Raw genomic sequence first — 17,259 nt, 5'->3', positions numbered from 1 at the left:
TTAGAACTCCATAAAACATAAAAAAAACAGCTACAAACTAAATGCCTGTAACTGTTTTTATCTGTATTACTATACGCTAACGCGAAGTCAGGAGACTTTGCGCAGCATCATAACTTTTATTTAATCACTCTTCGGAGAGCGGGGTTTAAACTACAGCCCTTACAAAATATAAACCACTCTTGTTACGAAACTTATATTTCCTACTTATTAGACTAAAATACAAAAAGCTGACCATCTCTAATCAGCTTTTGTTTGCTTACTCTTACACGCAACTAAGCCAAGCTTAGCGGTAGCCCTTACTTTCACATACTAGAACCATCGGGGGGTATCTGTTATTTTGACAAACTAGCGTCATCTGAGGTTAATCACCCTTAGTGGAGCAAGGCAATTCTCTTAATACCTCTAGTTTATCATTAGTGTTGACTATAAATTTTGCCCCTACTTGATTAAAAAAAGATTCATATGATTTTCTAACATCTTCATTAAAAAACTCTATACCTATAACATCTATTTCTATCTTATAATAAATAACATCTTCAGGGTTATCCTCACCAAATTTGTCTAGTGAAAAATTATATATATCCCCTAGATTAATGAATTTTCTTTTTTTTATCTTAGAGATAATTAGCTCACAATTAGGTTTTGGAATCTGATCAAACAATTCTAAAGGAAAATCTAAATAATGAATATATTCTATTTCTCCAGTACTCAATCTAATAGTTGGAAAACCTCTATTGTCTCCTCCACCAGCTTGAGCTTCTCTATCATCAACATCTTCTGGGGAAAAATTAAAGAACAATACTCCGTCCTTAACATATCTATAACATTTATACTCTCCTTCCTTTGGTCTAAAATCACTAATTATTTTTTCTATTTCTTCTTCTGAAATCATTAGTTGTTATCTATTATTGCTTGGTAAACTTTTAAATTATTGTAAGTTTTGTTTATAAATGAATTTGCAGGTTCCGTAGCATTTTGAACATCTATTACCTTCCAAACTCCATTACCATCTCTTACTGCATTAAAAACATGATCAGTAATTCCATTTCTAGGCTCTTTCAACCTCCCTAAAATAGTAACTACTTCTTGTCCTACATTTTCTAAATGATGAAACAAATTATTTGATAAGCCTATAATCCCTTCTTTATTCCTATGGTTTATAGTTTCATCAAAAACATTACCCCACCCAAAAACTTCTTTCATATAAAACCCTATTTTTTCCGTTGGTTTGCCACTTGATGGTGCTGCGATTATGTCATTAGCTCCTTGAGCTACCATTCTATGAAAATTAATTGCGCAATCAACACAATTCGCCATACTTCCAGAAGGATTTATCTTTTTTCTAATCTCTCTTAGCACAGAAGAAGTATTTTTTACTATATCATCTCCTAGTCCTCCTGCAATACGTCTTATAACTTTGGATGTCTCATCCATTCCTGAATTAAGAAACAAACCTTCAGGCAAAGCATCACCAAAAACTAAACCAGATGTAAAGGCTGTTCCTTCGAATAGCAGAGCTTGATTACCTGGATTAGAAGCCCATAATAAGCTACTACCTAATGCACCTTCCATAACAGGTAATAGTGCTCCTCCTGTTATAATGGTCATTGTTCCCAGCAGACCTATTGTAATAACCTTGTCATCCTGTTCAACAAAGGCGGTACCCATGTGTTTTTCTCTAAAAGCCCTAGTAGATTCATAAACACCTGGCATAAATGGTTCTAATCCTTCTAATTCAAAAGCATCAACAACCCTATTACCACTAAAACTATATGCTGAATAAAAAGGATATTTCGATGTAAGTGGATCCACTGCAAAGAATCTCCCTAATCTAGGGTCATGCATTCTATACTTATAGTTTACAGAATTCCCTTCGCCTTTGATTTCGTCATCTTTTTCTTGTCCCTGGAATCCATATCTATAGGATTTAGAAGTCTTTATGACGATTAGGTTGTAGCATCCCAAACGGATAGTAACTATTATAGCTTTCTACCTTAGCCGTTAAGTCTCCTGTAGCAGGATCCAGATTTTTACGATCGTTTACTACTACTCGTACATTCCCAAGGTGATCCTTGATCTCGTAATACTTATTACCCAGATCACGATATACCAATCCACTGGTTGCCTCATCTTCTGTAGTAAGAATGGTATACGGTTGATATGGTTGGTATCCTGTAACTCCTCCTGTAGCAGTAGGTAAATTATTTAGCGCTGTACTGGTTTGAGTATCTAGATTCCATTCCTGTCCGCTATTTGTTGTACCTACAAACTGGTAGAGTTTATTATCCTTATTTACTCTAAGGTCCCCTAAGGCGTTAGTAGCTACTACCTGATCATCTGAAGCTCGTTTTACGACCTTGGTATCTGCATTGGTTGTTACCTCTTGCGTATACTGTGTATAGTAGATATCATCTCCTGTGTTTATCAAAGAACCTTTACCAATATTACCGTTGGTTACTGCAATAGTCGATACACTTGCTACTACTGGTAGTTTCGTATCCGGATCGAGCTGCCAGGTACGAATTTCTGCATCTGTAGCTGCGGTCCACTGTGCTGGTAAGGAAGTGTTATGATACACACTTATTGCTGTACCATCGGTTGCGATCTGCAACTCTCCATTACCTGCTGCATCGAAACTATCAAAGTATGCTGGCAGCAATGTACCATCAAAATTAACAGCTCCTGTTTCACCAATCGTAAAACGAACCAGGTTGGTTCCTGGTGGTGTTGTTACTGTACCATCTGCTGCAACAGTACCTTCGGTATGCATGGTGGCGTAAAGATACGCCTTTTTTTGTTGTTCATCCTGGATCACTGCCATATGACGCCCATAATTACTATAGGCAAAATCCTGGTGACCTGTAATCGATACTCCACCACTATTACGCAAGGTTGCACAATGTAACCCAGAAGCTGTATCTCTATAGAATATCAAATATTCACTAGGATTAGATGGGTGTTTTACCACTACCGTTTTTGCTTGTGGATCAATTGATGTAGCCGTATCAACATTAATAGTTTCTAATCCTGGTACCAGATTACCTGATGCATCGTAGATCAATAATACAGAACGATCGGGATCAGTACTAAAGTAATTAGTCGCTACTGCACCATAGCTTATTATTTCACCCTGTGTATCCTCGATTAAGAAAACATTATTATCTGTCACTATAGGTACAATAGCTTCATTTTCTTGTTGTAAAGCTTCATATTCTAATGCATTAAACGTTCGATCTGCTTTAGCTTTCGCCATCTTGGTTCCAGGAACCTGCACTACAGCACCGTTTGTATCTGTTAACTCTTTACTATCGTTTTGTACTAAGAATACATTGTCTAATGCGTTTGTGATGTTACTCATAAACTGTACAGCTACCTCTTCATAGTTTTCTATAGCACCAAATCCATAAGTACGTGTATAGATCACTTCGTTAAAGACATCCTGACCAACACGATCACTACCGTAAATAGGTCGCTCTGAGATACTAAATGTTGCTGTATACGTATTATCGGTTGCATCATTTGGATTTACCTTAACATCCTCACGCTTATAGATTCCCATTACATTACCAGAGGCATCACAAGTATAATAGGTTGTTTCTACTGCTGCCGGATTATGAATTTGCGGACCTTCTCCAGTCGCATTATATGGCATACGGTTTACTTGCTTCATCGCACGCATACCCATACCATCATAAGTAAATGACATGTGTACTTTTTGCGTATCAGGATTAGCTGTATTATCCGGGATAATTTCTGATACTTTACCAGCAGCTGTCCATACGTAACGTAGTCCTTCGCTATTATCACGCATTAACTGCCCCGTTTCATCGTATTCATAGTTTCCTACATTTTGATCAGGTAAATCATTGATTACCGTGCTTACTTGTCCTGCAGCATCATCTACATATGTTAAACGATTTGATAGGTTTGGATCTTCAAGATTATAGTGATACGTAAGATCATCTATTAACTGCCCATCATCCTTATGACGTTTTAATCGTTGTAGGTTACCATTTTTATCATACTCGTAAGATGTTTTAAAGGCATTGGCACTACCTCCAATAGCTCCATAAGTTTGATTGGTATCACTATATAATTGTGTAGTTGATGATTTGATTCGGTTTAACTGGTCATAATGGTAGCTATTTCCGGTAAGGTAACTTGCTCTGTTTTTCTCTTTTGCTTCTTCTGCAACCTGAGAAGTCCAGGTGCTAATATTACCATTATATAGGTTCTGTTGTACGCCGTTTACTGCATTTTCCAGATTAAACGGATTGGCTGCTGTAAGTCCAGAATTTAATACTCCATCACGAGTAAAATCTCCACGATAATAGCCTAATGCCATACCAAATTCATCCTTGGCATGTTTTGTTGCGGCATCACCACGTTTATTATTCGCATCTGGGTTATACGCATTCTGTGCAAGGTCTGGTGTATTGATACCTTTTAACCATCCATGAATGGTATAGGTAAAATCTAATCCCTGTACCTTATCTTCACCTAGTTCGGTTCTTGCTAATGGGCCATGTAGATAATAATCATATCGAGCATCTTCATCCCAGACATAACCATCTTTAGACGTTTTTACAGATACGATTCTATTATCTTCGTCATAGGTATATTTATGACGATATTCATCTACTCGCCCTCTGTTGAAATGAACTTCGTTTACATTACCCGATACTAAGTCATATGTATAGGCAACAGTTGTTCTTCCGATTCCGGGAAGTTCCTGTATACACCACTCTACATTACCGTGAGGATCATAGCTATAATATGTTTTCGTAAGCTTACCATTTTTATCTTTATTATTAATAAAACTTACGTTATTACGTAAAAAACGTTGTTTTTGATCGCGATAAGAAATTTCTTCTACTCTATCATTATAAGTAGTTTGAATATATTCAGTTTTATCAACCATTGGTAAATTGATTGCCACTTGTGGATTCGCCTGATTATTAATCAAGAAATCGGCAGGGAATATTTTCCCATTTAATTTGGCTTCTCCACCTTCGCGCACTCTACCCAGTTCATCATATACCACATAGGAGAATACTCCTTCTCGTTGCTGGCGTTCGTTTTGAGAATACCATAATTGACCAATATCATTATATATGAATTGTGAAGTACCTCCATCTGGTGTGTTTTGACTGGCTAATTGTGAAATACTATTATAGTCATATCCCGTAACATATGTATGTGCGGTTGCACTACGATCGCTAACCGTGCGAACTCCTTCTGGTGGTACTGTACGTACCAGGTTACCAGCACGATCATAATAATATAGAGTGAAGTGATATGTATCACTCGTTCCCTGAGTATATTTTAACGTCACCTCATCGTCTAATCCACCTGTATTATAAAGAACCTCATTTACATTAGCCTCTAACTTATCTACATTTTCAACAACACAAAGCTCTACTTTTGATGCAATCGCTTGATTAAATGTAGATGGTCCTATAGGTTTAACCGTACGCGTAGTATCTGGTTCTGTATCATTTCTTTCTTTTTGAGTCGGAGATACCCAACTTAAACATATATTATAATTACGTCTTACAGGGGGTTGTGTTACTGCTGTAACTACTGTTTCTGCAGTACAACCATTGGCATCTGTTACGATAACCTTATAATTACCTGGTGTAATACCGGGATAACTAGATGTACCACCTTCCTGAACAATTTCTTGATATTTTAATTCTTCTACCAATTCAATAACGGGATCTCCGTCTGGAGGAAGAACTTCTTCTTCGGTTACCAAATACCATGTAAATGTATAGGGTGCGGTACCTGATGTATATCCAGATACTGTGCCTCCCGTTGTTCCTGATCCTGAAACTGCATCACAACTGGTTTGGATATCTTCTATTATTGGAGTTTCTAAAGGCGTTGGATCTTCTAAGATTACTTTAATAGGATCTGTTGCTCCACATCCACTCTCATCTGCTACTACTACACTATATTCACCAGCTATAAGTCCCGTAGCAATATATCCTACTGAAACCACTTCTCCTGCTGTATTGGTCCATTCATAACTAACAGCACCAGAATTTCCTGTTACCACAACTTCTGCACTACCTGAATCTTCTCCCGCACATTGTGGATTATTCGCTATCGTATCTACAGATAAGTTAGAAAGCGCCTTTATATTAAAATAACTAGATTCTCCACAAACTCCAAGATCTCCACTATAGGATGAAACCGCACTTGGTTGTACAAAAATTTTATAATTACCGGGACCAACATTCTGTAATTGAAATGGTGTAGGATCACTTCCTAATGAAGGAATATCATTAAACACTTCTGGTGTTCCTACGAATTCACCTTCATCATCTACTCCTCCAAAGAATACAGTATACCCTGAAACAGCATAAATTGAACAGCCGTTCCCATTATTTCTTAATTCAAAGTTTACATCTAAAGTGTCATTGGCAAAACAAACTTCTAGATCTCCATTATTATCTTCAATTTTTATGCTTGCTCCAATAGTCTTTGGCACAAAAGAAGTCCTAAATATACAGCCATTAGTTGCAGTAAGTTCGATAGAATAAAAATCACCAACAATTGCATTTATAAGTTCGTGACTTTGTGTATCAGGAAATGTTCCCGTATAGGTTACAATATCTTCAGACGTTCCTCCAGTAATTTTATATATTCTTCCTGTATAATTTGTTCCTGTAAGAGATGGATGAACATCTAAAGTACTAAATGATACCGTTATATTACCACTTGTCACATCACAAGGTAATAACGAAACACATAATTCATCTATGGGTTTAGCTACAACACCAATCGCTATTGATTTTTCAAATTGACACCCATAATTATCTTTGAATGTAATGCTAAAGTTTCCTTCGGGTATATTTTCTATAGTTAATTCCTGCCCATTTGTTAATTGTTGACCAATAGTAACCAGGTTAGGATATGTAGAATTTACAATTTCGAAAGGTTCTTGCTCTAAATACCCGGTTCCTTGTTCTCCTGTTATGCTAACCGTAACTTTACCATCAGACTTACCAGAACAACTTATACCATCTACCAAAGTAAGGTTTATCTCTGCACTTGGATATACTTCTACATCTACAGTTGCAGTACCGCTACAATTAGGTGCAGGGTTTGTTGCAGATTGTACAGTAACCTGTAATGATGTTGAATTTAATGGTCTAAAAGTAAACTGATTACCATTAGAAGATATAGGCTGTACATTCCAGGTATAGGTATAACTTCCTCCTGCTAATGCTCCGGAAAGTACAACTTCTACCACCACGTCTTCACCTTCGCACACAGGAGAACTACTTAATGTATTGATCGTTATTCCCGGAAATGGAGAGTTTACCACTTCTACAGTATCACTTGCTGTAGTAACCTCAAGGTCACAAACCTGATTGTTTGAAATACAAGTAGCTTGCCCGTTTTGTATAGTTTCTGCCTGATACTCAAAACTGGTTCCCGATAGATTGGTTAAACGGGTATTTATTTTAAAAGTTTGATTTTTATTAGTATCCAAATCTGCTAGACTCCAGGTTACTGTGGTTGCTGTAGTACTTGTCGGTGCAGGGAAACCACTTACCTCGTTTGCATACGTAACCCCGGTTGGTAATGTAACTACCAATTGCTGTTGAGCAATTGGGTTAACACTTGCATTTACTACTGCTATTGTTACTTCATTACTATCATTACAAACTAAGAAGTTACTACCCGTAATATCTACTGTTATATCTGGAGTAGTTAATCCTTTAAGCGGAATAAAACGATCAAACTGAAGATTGATATTTTCTGAACAGTTGGTCGTTCCTTCTAAGAAAAATTGAACTGGTTTTCCTGGATTATAGTTACAATCGGAATTCAGGTTTATTCTAAAACTAATCTCGTTCTTACCTTGCAAACGAATCCCTGGAATAGTACTTTCTGTAGCATCAACAAGATCTCCTGAAGCGACAAGTAAAGAAGTTACTAAGTCTGATGCTTTGATTATTAGATCTTGAGTACCTGATACATTTTGCTGAATAAAAGAAACTGGTACTGTAGCTGAAGCTCCATTATAGGTATAGGTTATCGTACTTACATCTGAAACCGAAACTCCAACTGGTAAATCTACAGTTACATTGGTATCATATACATTAGCAAACTTAGAGCTTACTACTTTTACATCAAAAGCAATATTCTCGCAAAGATCTACTTCATTTGCCAAACGGTTTACTTCCCAATCGATTCCTCCGGTTTTATAACGTAGCGTTACTATATCTTGTTTTACCTCGAAATGACAGGCTAATACTCCTGGATTGTTTATTGAAGTTACAGCTGTCAACTCTGAAATTTCATCATATGCTTCTCCAGAAAGAGGCCAGGAATCACATGACCAACTAGAGATTAGATCAATGTTTTGTTGTACATCATTTTCGCAAACTCGATATTCGGCAATCGGATAAATAGTGATACAGGTTTTCGCTGCCACTTTTGAATCCTTTATTCGAACCAACATATTTCTAGGTTTACCGGAACGAGGGTTTATAGGTCCATAAAATATAATATCTTCTTGCGATATACTATTACCATTTTCATCTCTAGCACCAACCAAAATGGTACTCTGATCTTCATTCTTTAATTCTAAAGCTATCCAAGTATTTGAAATATTTGTCCAATAATTACTTGTTTCACTAATGTTACAAAACTGTACCGGCCAATCGGTAGTTCGCTCAAAACCTTCTTGAACTTGATTAGAAGATACACTAATCGGTAGGTTATAATATTCTCTAATATTTCTAGTAGGACTTAAGTTTGTAGATTGATAATGATCTATAACTTGTTCAGAATCTTCAAAAGGATCTATATAAAGAACTTTATCTATAGTATAATTAACCCCTGTATTAAAAGGAGGAATTACATAATTGCCATCACATATAGGTTCCATATTTGCAAATAACTTCATAGTTTTATAAGAACGGTTACCTGAAAACACGAAGACGTCTTCAAAAGTTATAGTAAATTTACCTGGAGATTGCTGAATAACATTTAGTGGGTAATCTGTTGAATTATAATCATAATCATAATAAACAGCACCGGGGTTATCAAAATTCAATCTATACCCATCAGGTAAAGTAACATCCATACTTTGTAAAAAAGACTGTGGCCTATACTCATTTAAAAAATCATCAGATCCTGTTGCAGAATTAGTTCGATATGTTGTTGATAATTGTAGTTGAAGATCGCATTCAAGAATATTTGTCCCTCTAAAACTATAATTTACATATGGAATCAATATTTTAAAAGTATCTCCTTTAGAAGTCCCGCAATCTACATCACTGCCAGATTTTTTACCAGAAAACTTACCCCTAAACACAGGTAGGTCGTACACTCCTCTTTCTAATGCTATAGTTGATTTTTTATTAAATTGTAATTGTAAATCTTTAACTTCCAACGATACAGAAGATGAAATTGAGCTAACTGGGACTGAATACTTATAAGTAATTCTATTTCTATTATCAATTGACACATTAGGATTGGTCAAAGTATAGTTCACTCCCCCAATAACTAAAAACCCATCGTCACTATGAGACAATAAACTCTGATTTACCCCATCAGGAAGGTTAAAAGCTATTTCGAAAGATATTTCATTATAAGAATCTCCACTACTAGCATTTAAATTCCCTGTAGATTCAATAAGAATCTTATCTTGAGGATATGCGGCATCTAATTCTATTCCTGGAGTGTTAACATTTACTTTAGGTATTGAGCTTAATTCATTTGCTTTATAAAATGGTTTTCCATTATACCTATCTACATACCCAAAAGTATTTCTATTAACTTCAAATGTATTGGTTTCAAAATCACAAGAACCTCCTCCTCCTCCTCCTGGATCAGTAGTACATCTTTCATAGGATGTGAAAATTGATGATGAAACATTAGCAATCTCAACAAGTTCAAGACTATTATAATCGTTACAGATATCGAGATACATATTCCAATCGATATCTTCTATTGTTTCTACTAAACTATCACTACACCCAACAGTAACAGTAACTTCATATTGTCCACTCTTACCTCCAGCTTTAATTTCGTATAGATCAGTACCTATTTGATTAGCTGAAACTACATTAGAAACGCCTTGGTTGTCCTTCCATACTACATTAGTAATTTCATAATTTTGGGGGAGTTTAATTTTTGAATAAAAATTTTCAGGTAGATTTAGTAAATCATCTGGAAAGAAATCCAATATTCTTTGATAATTAACTTTAAAGATTAATGTTTCTGATTGATTCGTTGCTAATTCAGTTGGTATAACAGCGCTTGCAGCAGAGTTTTCAGTAGACCGGAAAGTTAACCTCATATATTGATTAACAAAAGTATTTGATCCGCAATCATTAGTTTTACCGTATACCTGGGTTATAAAAGGAGCTTCATAAGATATATTTTCATCCGGTCCCCATGTCAGGCTTAGTTCAGCATCAATAAAGAATGAAGCTCCAACTGGTAAATCATCATAAACTCCATCTTTATCTATATCGTCTAAACCAACACCAACACCATCAGGATCAGATGAAAATATACCGCCTGGGTTATCTGAAAATTTGTAAAAATTATGGTTATAATTATTACCTTCTATTCTACCTAAGGATATTCCATTTATTGATAACTCATATGGCCCCAAATCTTTACTAACACTTAAATATATATCAAAAGCAGTATCTGCAGTAGTAAAACTAGAACCATTTCCTACATTTGTATATTTTAATCTTAGTTTAGCAGGAGTTCCACATAAATCTCCTGTTACTAGAGTTGATCTTTCAGTCAAGAAACGTGGAGATCCTTGAACAAAACTCAAATAATTTACAGAAGTCGCATCTTTATCATCTACGGCTTCACAAAATGTAGTATTACAACCATATACCGCAGTATAATTTGTAGCCATAGACGGAAAACAATCCCCTGCCTTTAGGGAAACATTATCAATAAATGTCAATCTTTCATTTTGTTCAAAAACAGCATTACCATTTCCTATTGTTGAAAAATTAGTAATCGTATATTCTAAACGCTGTAATCCCGTTCCTAAAGGAGAAGTAACAGCCGGGCCAACCGGTACCAATACTTGACCTGTAGATAATTTAAGTTCATTAAAATCAATATTGACATCGTAGTCTACATATAATCTAAACTCACTCACAGCTCCAAGACCACTATTACTTACTTCAATCTCTCTATTAAATACAGAGCCATCGGTATCTTTTTCTAATATACCTACCTGTATATTAACATCCTGATCTTTTACCTTTACAAATAATTCTGGGAAATTAACATTATACGATTCTGAAGTACCTGTTACTGTTTGTTCTGCTCCCGCGTTTACCTTATAAGCGACTGAATTTGTATTTCTTACAACAAATGTCTCATTAGTTTGTGTTGCGGCATCAAACTCAGTTAGTAACGTACAGTTTCCTTTTGCCGTATAGGTGAAATTGGTAATTCCATTAGCCGGGATATCTGGTATTAAAAACTTTATCTGACTAGCTGTATTACCATTAGGATATTGCGAGTTTACCAAAGTAATTCCATTCGGTAACGTAGAATTATATATAATACCGGATAAAACAGCATTGCTTCTATTAGTCAACTTAATGGTAAAAGTTACTTCATCTCCACAAACTACCAATGCAGCATTGGTAGATGTTTCTATCAACAAATCAGCATTGGATTGTGCATATCCTATTACATTAAGTAACAGAAAAAGTACAGTATATATTTTTTTCATTTTGTGTGTATTCGAGTTGGTTATCTGATTTGTTTACGGTTCTTGGTGATTAGCTGAAATTCGTTATTTAAAAGTCGAACTTCCAGAGCTATAGATTTCGGTTTTGCTTTACCCCATTTCTTTTCTATGATCATTTTTAGATCATCTAAATAGACTAAGGTTTCTTCTTGATTATAAAACAAATAGAAATTTTTATCTGATTTCCTATTCAATATTGCTTCTTGGTTATCTAGCACATGTCCATCTTCAATTAAATCTATCTGAATGAACTTTACATTTACAGCTTCATAAAACTGAAGTGAGATTTCAAATACATTTTTTTCTTTTTCATAAACCTCAAAGTCAAATGTATTTTGTTGCGCATAAAAAAGTGTCGTACAAAACATCCCAAAAATCAGGATCATACTATGTTTGATTCTATTTTTCATCGTTGCTATAGGTTTAGTTGTTAGGATCAATGACCACGTTTATTCCTGTTTTTGGTGACTCTACCGGATCGAAATCGGGATCAGAAGGAGAAAATGGTTTTTTGGTGGTCTTGATATATTTATCTCTATCTACAAAAGTATCTCCAGGCCCATCTGGATTTTGACGAGTAATATAATCTGCCTGATCTGTACATATCCCAAAGGATTGTAGTTCCCATTTTTTGCTTTCTCTATTATAAACATATACGGGTTCAACAGGTAGATTATTTGTATCATATGTCAAATCCGGATTATAATTTCCTTTGCTATCACATTTACTAGGGATATCTAATTTCACTGTCCATTCTAATGCTTGTTTTGATCTGGTAGATTGCGCATAGGTAAGCGATTGTCTAATATCCCAAATCGTTACAAAAGGATATGCCGATGTGTTATATGAATATTTAATCAATCCACTAGAGAGGTTTTCTTCTATAGGAGATTCGTTTGTTTGAGTTGTTACCCCTGTTAACGGATCAAAATATTTTAATTTCTGTGCTTCTCTGGTAGACAATCCAGCAACTACAGGTCCAGATACTCCTAACTCTGGAAAACTAAGATCTATAGTATACTTAGAAATAGCATTAGGATCTGATCTATCTACTCGCGTAGGTGCTCCTAGAAGCCTACATGTTTCATCAATACAAGCGTAGGTATCTATCTCGCATTGTTTTTTACATTGTTGCACAATTTGCTCTACCAATGCATCAATATCTTCTTCAGGTACTATATTATCATTAGGATCGATTTTACATTTGCCGATTACATAGCATCTATCTTCAAACAGTTGTATTAAGTTTTGCCTAAAAAAATCTCGTTTGTCATCACAATTTTCATTACATTCCTTCATCAATAATGAAACTTCATTTTCAATCATACTAACTCCGGTAGCTTGCGGTTCACCTGCCAGATCAATAAACCATCTATCTTGAGGAATCGGTGGCATATCTGCAAAACTATTAGTGATATACCCTCCGTTTTCTGCAAATAAATCTGCTGATAAAAATTCTAATCCAGATAATGTTCCCGGTAACACATCTGCACTGGTAAAAGTTAATATGAAACCTGTTTCTTTCTCAAAATCTGGATTTAACACATAACTTGTTGCTTCAAAATAATTTTCGCAATTAACAGGTACTACATCGGGCACCACTTCTTCTTTAAAATCTTTTACCAGGTTATAAAAGGTAAGACGTTGATCACAATTCCAATCTTTTGAAGTTTGCTCACACTGTATATATCCTACATCACAAAAGTTACAGGGGATCGGAGTTCCATCGGGATATTCACCACAGCAACCGAACTCTTTTTCTTCAATTTCTCCTGTTGTTTCATTAACTACCTCTTCTATACAAATGTTAGGATCTCTAAAACAGGTTTCTGCTTCAAGAATAGGGAATGTTCCTTCTTTATATTCAAAATACTTAAAAGCATACACAGGATCTTTAATATTATAATAATGTTCTCTTGTTTCCGAATCAAAAAGGTCTAACCATTCCCCTATAAGGCCCGTTAGCCTTTTTCGATCATATTTTGTATATTTTAGATTGGTTTTTGAATTCACCAACGTATCGAAATCGGGTTGAAATACTGCAAAATTGGCTTTGGGAGCTCTGTCTTTAGGTACTTCATTTATGATATCTCCAAATTTGTAACCTGTACATTCAAAAAATTTATATATCACACTACCTAATTCTGCCTCTGCCTTATCCTGAGCAACACCATTGGTACTTACATTTTGTCTTCTTATTCTTCTTACTAGTTTACGCTTTGCGATCCATCGTACAATAAAGTTTTTTATGTTTTTTCTTAAATGCCTTTTACTATCGCCACCTCTTGTGTCATAACTATCTGCTACATTATTTTCTTCATTTGAATCCAGATCATAATCACCAACACATAATTTATTTACCAGTTCTATTACGATAGGCTCCCAGCATTCTGCCAGTTCTTGTGCAGAGTACTGCGATCCAGGCAATATCACTTTAGGTTTTGGGTAATCACAGGATTCATAGTTTCCATTTGGAACCGGATGATTAGGGATATCTTCTTCTTCTTTAGGGCAATCCTGATCACCATATTGATCTGTAGCCATATGATAGACCATTTGATTAAATACCCCCGGTCTTTGCCATCCTACTAATTGCGCATAAATTTCTTCTGCTGCTTTTTCTCTTGTATACCCAGTATTTACTGCACTTTTACATTCGTAAAGCATAGAAATAGCATACCCCTCAAAATCAATAGGATAAACGTCTGTATTCTTAAGAGTTACCGAACCATCGCTTAGTTTTTCATAAGTGAAATTGTTTTCTGTATCTAATAAGAAATTTGGATTTGGATTTATATGGTTATCTGGATTTGGAGTGGTTAACGGAGTTGCTCCTGTCCCAAAGTAGGAGATAGATTCTACTACCTGATCATCTAACTGTTTATTATTTCGATATGCTTCTAAAGCTGGTGGAATTGGAGTACGGAAAGGTGGTGTAAATATTATAGGTACCTGAAACTGACAACATGGTGTTTCAAATCCAACTTTTACAGGTCTTCGTCCCTCAATCGAAGTATCGGTATCATAATTAAAAGCTTTTAAATCACCACTAGGATCAAAATAATATACTGTAATTTTATATTGATCTTCTCTACCAATATAATAATCTAAAAATTCGTCATCTGCTTCAGGATCATTAGGGTCTTTACTCGTAAAACTTATTTTTTCGTCAGAGCACCCTAAGCAATCAAAATTAACAGTAGCGATTCTTCTTCCTGTAGTAGCATCGGTAACGATATTTGCTGCGAGTTGTTTATTATACACTAGTTTACCGAAATGGAAAATATCATTATATAGATATTCCATTTCTTCTTCGCAATCTACTTCATTAGAAAAATCAACAATCCAATCAAAAAATGGTTTTATAAGTTTATTAATACTATCCTCTGCATTAACCAAATCAAGCTTTATAGAGTCACTAGGCACTAATGTTTTTTGAATATAATATGTACCTGTATTTAAAATTACATTTCCGAAATCTACAGTAACATTATCTATACCATCATTTGTTGTATCTGTTAAATCTTTTAAGGTTGGTTGTTCAAAATTATGTACTACATTTCCTGTACCTATATCAAAAACTTCTATTTTTAGGCTGTAGTCCAAATCTAATTCTAAATTATGGCATAACCCATCTAATACAGGTCTTGCAATTGTATAACTTATATTTACATCTGTTCCATCTTCTAAAATGGTAACACGTTTAGATGCTAAAAAACCTGTTGATGTTTTTATATTATTAGTGATTCTATCGGTTACCCCTTTAACTGTGTTATCTGGATTTGTATCTTTTACACTATCTAACACAGTATCATCTTCACTAAAAGTAAGTCCTGTAGCAATTGTATTTCCTTCTTTAGTGATATAAGAAACCGATCTTGTACTATTGGGATCGACGGTTATAATTTTTGCAACATCCTGATGATTAGGCGCTTCATCTCCAAACAACTTTACCAACTCATCCTCTGTAGGTGTAGAGTATAAAGTTCTTGTAGTTCTTGTTTTTCCATCTGCTATATTACCTATCATATGTGTTTTTCCAACACCTGATTGTTCAACAACACGATCAGTACCATCATTACTAAAAATAACTCTGGTAAACGGATATCCTTCTGCATCTGGTATTCTTTTATCTGCATTGGCTCCAGAATAGTATTCAAAAGCACCAGTAGCATCTATCATTGCCGGAGCACTATAATTATCCTCTTCATCAAAATCCTTAGCTTTGTATAGACTTTTACTCGTCTGTACAAAACCTTCTTTATAATTACTTATCTTCTCTCCCACAATTGGTACCGGTAATGTATTTATAGTAGGTCTTCCTGAGTTATCCAGAATGGTCTGTGTAATTACCTTATAATCTTTTGAGGGTATATATCGTTGTGTTTGTTTGACTTGATTTAAAGATGTAGCATAGGTCACTTGCTCACTTACTTTGTTATTTTCTGTAAAAACTCTACTGTACTGGTAATTTTGTTGATCATCGACATCTGTAAAAAAGAATACTTGATTAGAGTTTGTTGAAGGTGTAAATAGGCAAGAAGTACATGCTGTATAATCTAAAGCATTCCAACTCCCCCAGTTTTTATTATTACCAATTCCATTTTCGTAATATGATCCTATAGGTCTAACTCGCCATGCATAATATCCTTGCCCTTCTCCCATTGTGAGATCAATAGAAGTTGTTGCTCCATCTACATGTAATGATAATGCCTTACTCCAATCAATAGTTGTAGTTATTGTTCCTTGATCAGATGATGTTGCCGGATCAGTGTTAAATAATCTAATAATCTGAAATTCGTACCCCGGAGCATTACAACTATCTGCCCAATTAAATACTATTGCTTTGCTATTGGCTACGGCTGTTTTTGTTAAATTACTTACCGTATTTGCACTTACATCAATACCATAATTCATTTCATAATTTAGACCAACATTTAACTCTGTTGCTGTATTAATGGTAACTGCAGTATTTGTAAGGTTACTAATGGTAGCTCTAACTCCACTAATTTTATTTCCGAGATAAGAAAGTCCTGTACTATTATTAGCAGTATCTATATATTGGTTAAGGTCGAGAAAAACGACACTTTCTGGTTTGTTATTATTCAATTCAACTTTAAATGATATTGCCGGATCAATACTCGGGTTGTCTGTAAGGACTTTTATTTCGAGATCCATTCCTATTTCAAACGGAACTCCGAAATTATCATATCCAAATTCGTAATTTTCTCCCAGGTCAATTTTGACCCATACTTTTCCTTCATTAACATTAAAAGTAGAACACGGAGTAATAAAACTTAAATTACCCGAAGTTGATTCTCCTGCGCCAGGAATACTTAACATAACATTATCTAAGTATACCCCTTTATCTTGCGAAAACAATGTACCGCTAGCTAGAAAAAGTAAAAAGATGATTCTTGTGAGTGACCAATTAATTTTCATCTGTAAATTTTATTTTTAAAGTTGTCCGATAGGATTGATATACTAAAAAATGACAT

5 protein-coding genes are annotated in these 17,259 nt (G+C 35.0%); all 5 read right to left on the bottom strand.

The window, feature by feature from the left end; genetic code table 11:
- Window positions 1–361 precede the first annotated feature (361 nt).
- From NNH57_RS03665 to NNH57_RS03645, 5 genes are read right to left on the bottom strand one after another with little or no spacing between them, the layout of a single operon-like run.
- Complete coding sequence (locus NNH57_RS03665; protein WP_108808715.1) at window positions 362–892, bottom strand: hypothetical protein; 531 nt, start codon at window positions 890–892, stop codon at window positions 362–364.
- Window positions 892–1,965, bottom strand: a complete 1,074-nt coding sequence (locus tag NNH57_RS03660) for an RHS repeat-associated core domain-containing protein (RefSeq protein WP_254504099.1) — start codon at window positions 1,963–1,965, stop codon at window positions 892–894. The genes NNH57_RS03665 and NNH57_RS03660 overlap by 1 nt, the downstream gene beginning before the upstream one ends.
- Window positions 1,928–11,743: a hypothetical protein gene (locus NNH57_RS03655; protein ID WP_254504097.1), complete on the bottom strand. Its 9,816-nt coding sequence runs from the start codon at window positions 11,741–11,743 to the stop codon at window positions 1,928–1,930. Before NNH57_RS03655 ends, NNH57_RS03660 begins: the two co-directional genes overlap by 38 nt.
- A 20-nt stretch (window positions 11,744–11,763) precedes the next feature.
- Window positions 11,764–12,171 (bottom strand): hypothetical protein, encoded by a 408-nt coding sequence (locus tag NNH57_RS03650; protein ID WP_074410206.1) that lies wholly within the window; start codon window positions 12,169–12,171, stop codon window positions 11,764–11,766.
- Window positions 12,172–12,184: 13 nt separating this feature from the next.
- On the bottom strand, window positions 12,185–17,203 hold the full coding sequence (locus NNH57_RS03645; RefSeq protein ID WP_108808711.1) for a hypothetical protein: 5,019 nt from the start codon (window positions 17,201–17,203) through the stop codon (window positions 12,185–12,187).
- Between the last annotated feature and the right edge of the window lie 56 nt (window positions 17,204–17,259).

The organism is Aquimarina spinulae (assembly GCF_943373825.1).
GTDB classification, from domain to species: domain Bacteria; phylum Bacteroidota; class Bacteroidia; order Flavobacteriales; family Flavobacteriaceae; genus Aquimarina; species Aquimarina spinulae.
Note: the sequence above shows the minus strand (reverse complement) of the source record. Positions and strands in the feature narration are given on the sequence as shown.

Excerpts from the sequence above, each read along its gene's own strand:
- NNH57_RS03665 (WP_108808715.1), bottom strand. The coding sequence starts at position 892 with ATGATTTCAGAAGAAGAAATAGAAAAAATAATTAGTGATTTTAGACCA.
- NNH57_RS03655 (WP_254504097.1), bottom strand. The coding sequence starts at position 11,743 with ATGAAAAAAATATATACTGTACTTTTTCTGTTACTTAATGTAATAGGA.
- NNH57_RS03650 (WP_074410206.1), bottom strand. The coding sequence starts at position 12,171 with ATGAAAAATAGAATCAAACATAGTATGATCCTGATTTTTGGGATGTTT.
- NNH57_RS03645 (WP_108808711.1), bottom strand. The coding sequence starts at position 17,203 with ATGAAAATTAATTGGTCACTCACAAGAATCATCTTTTTACTTTTTCTA.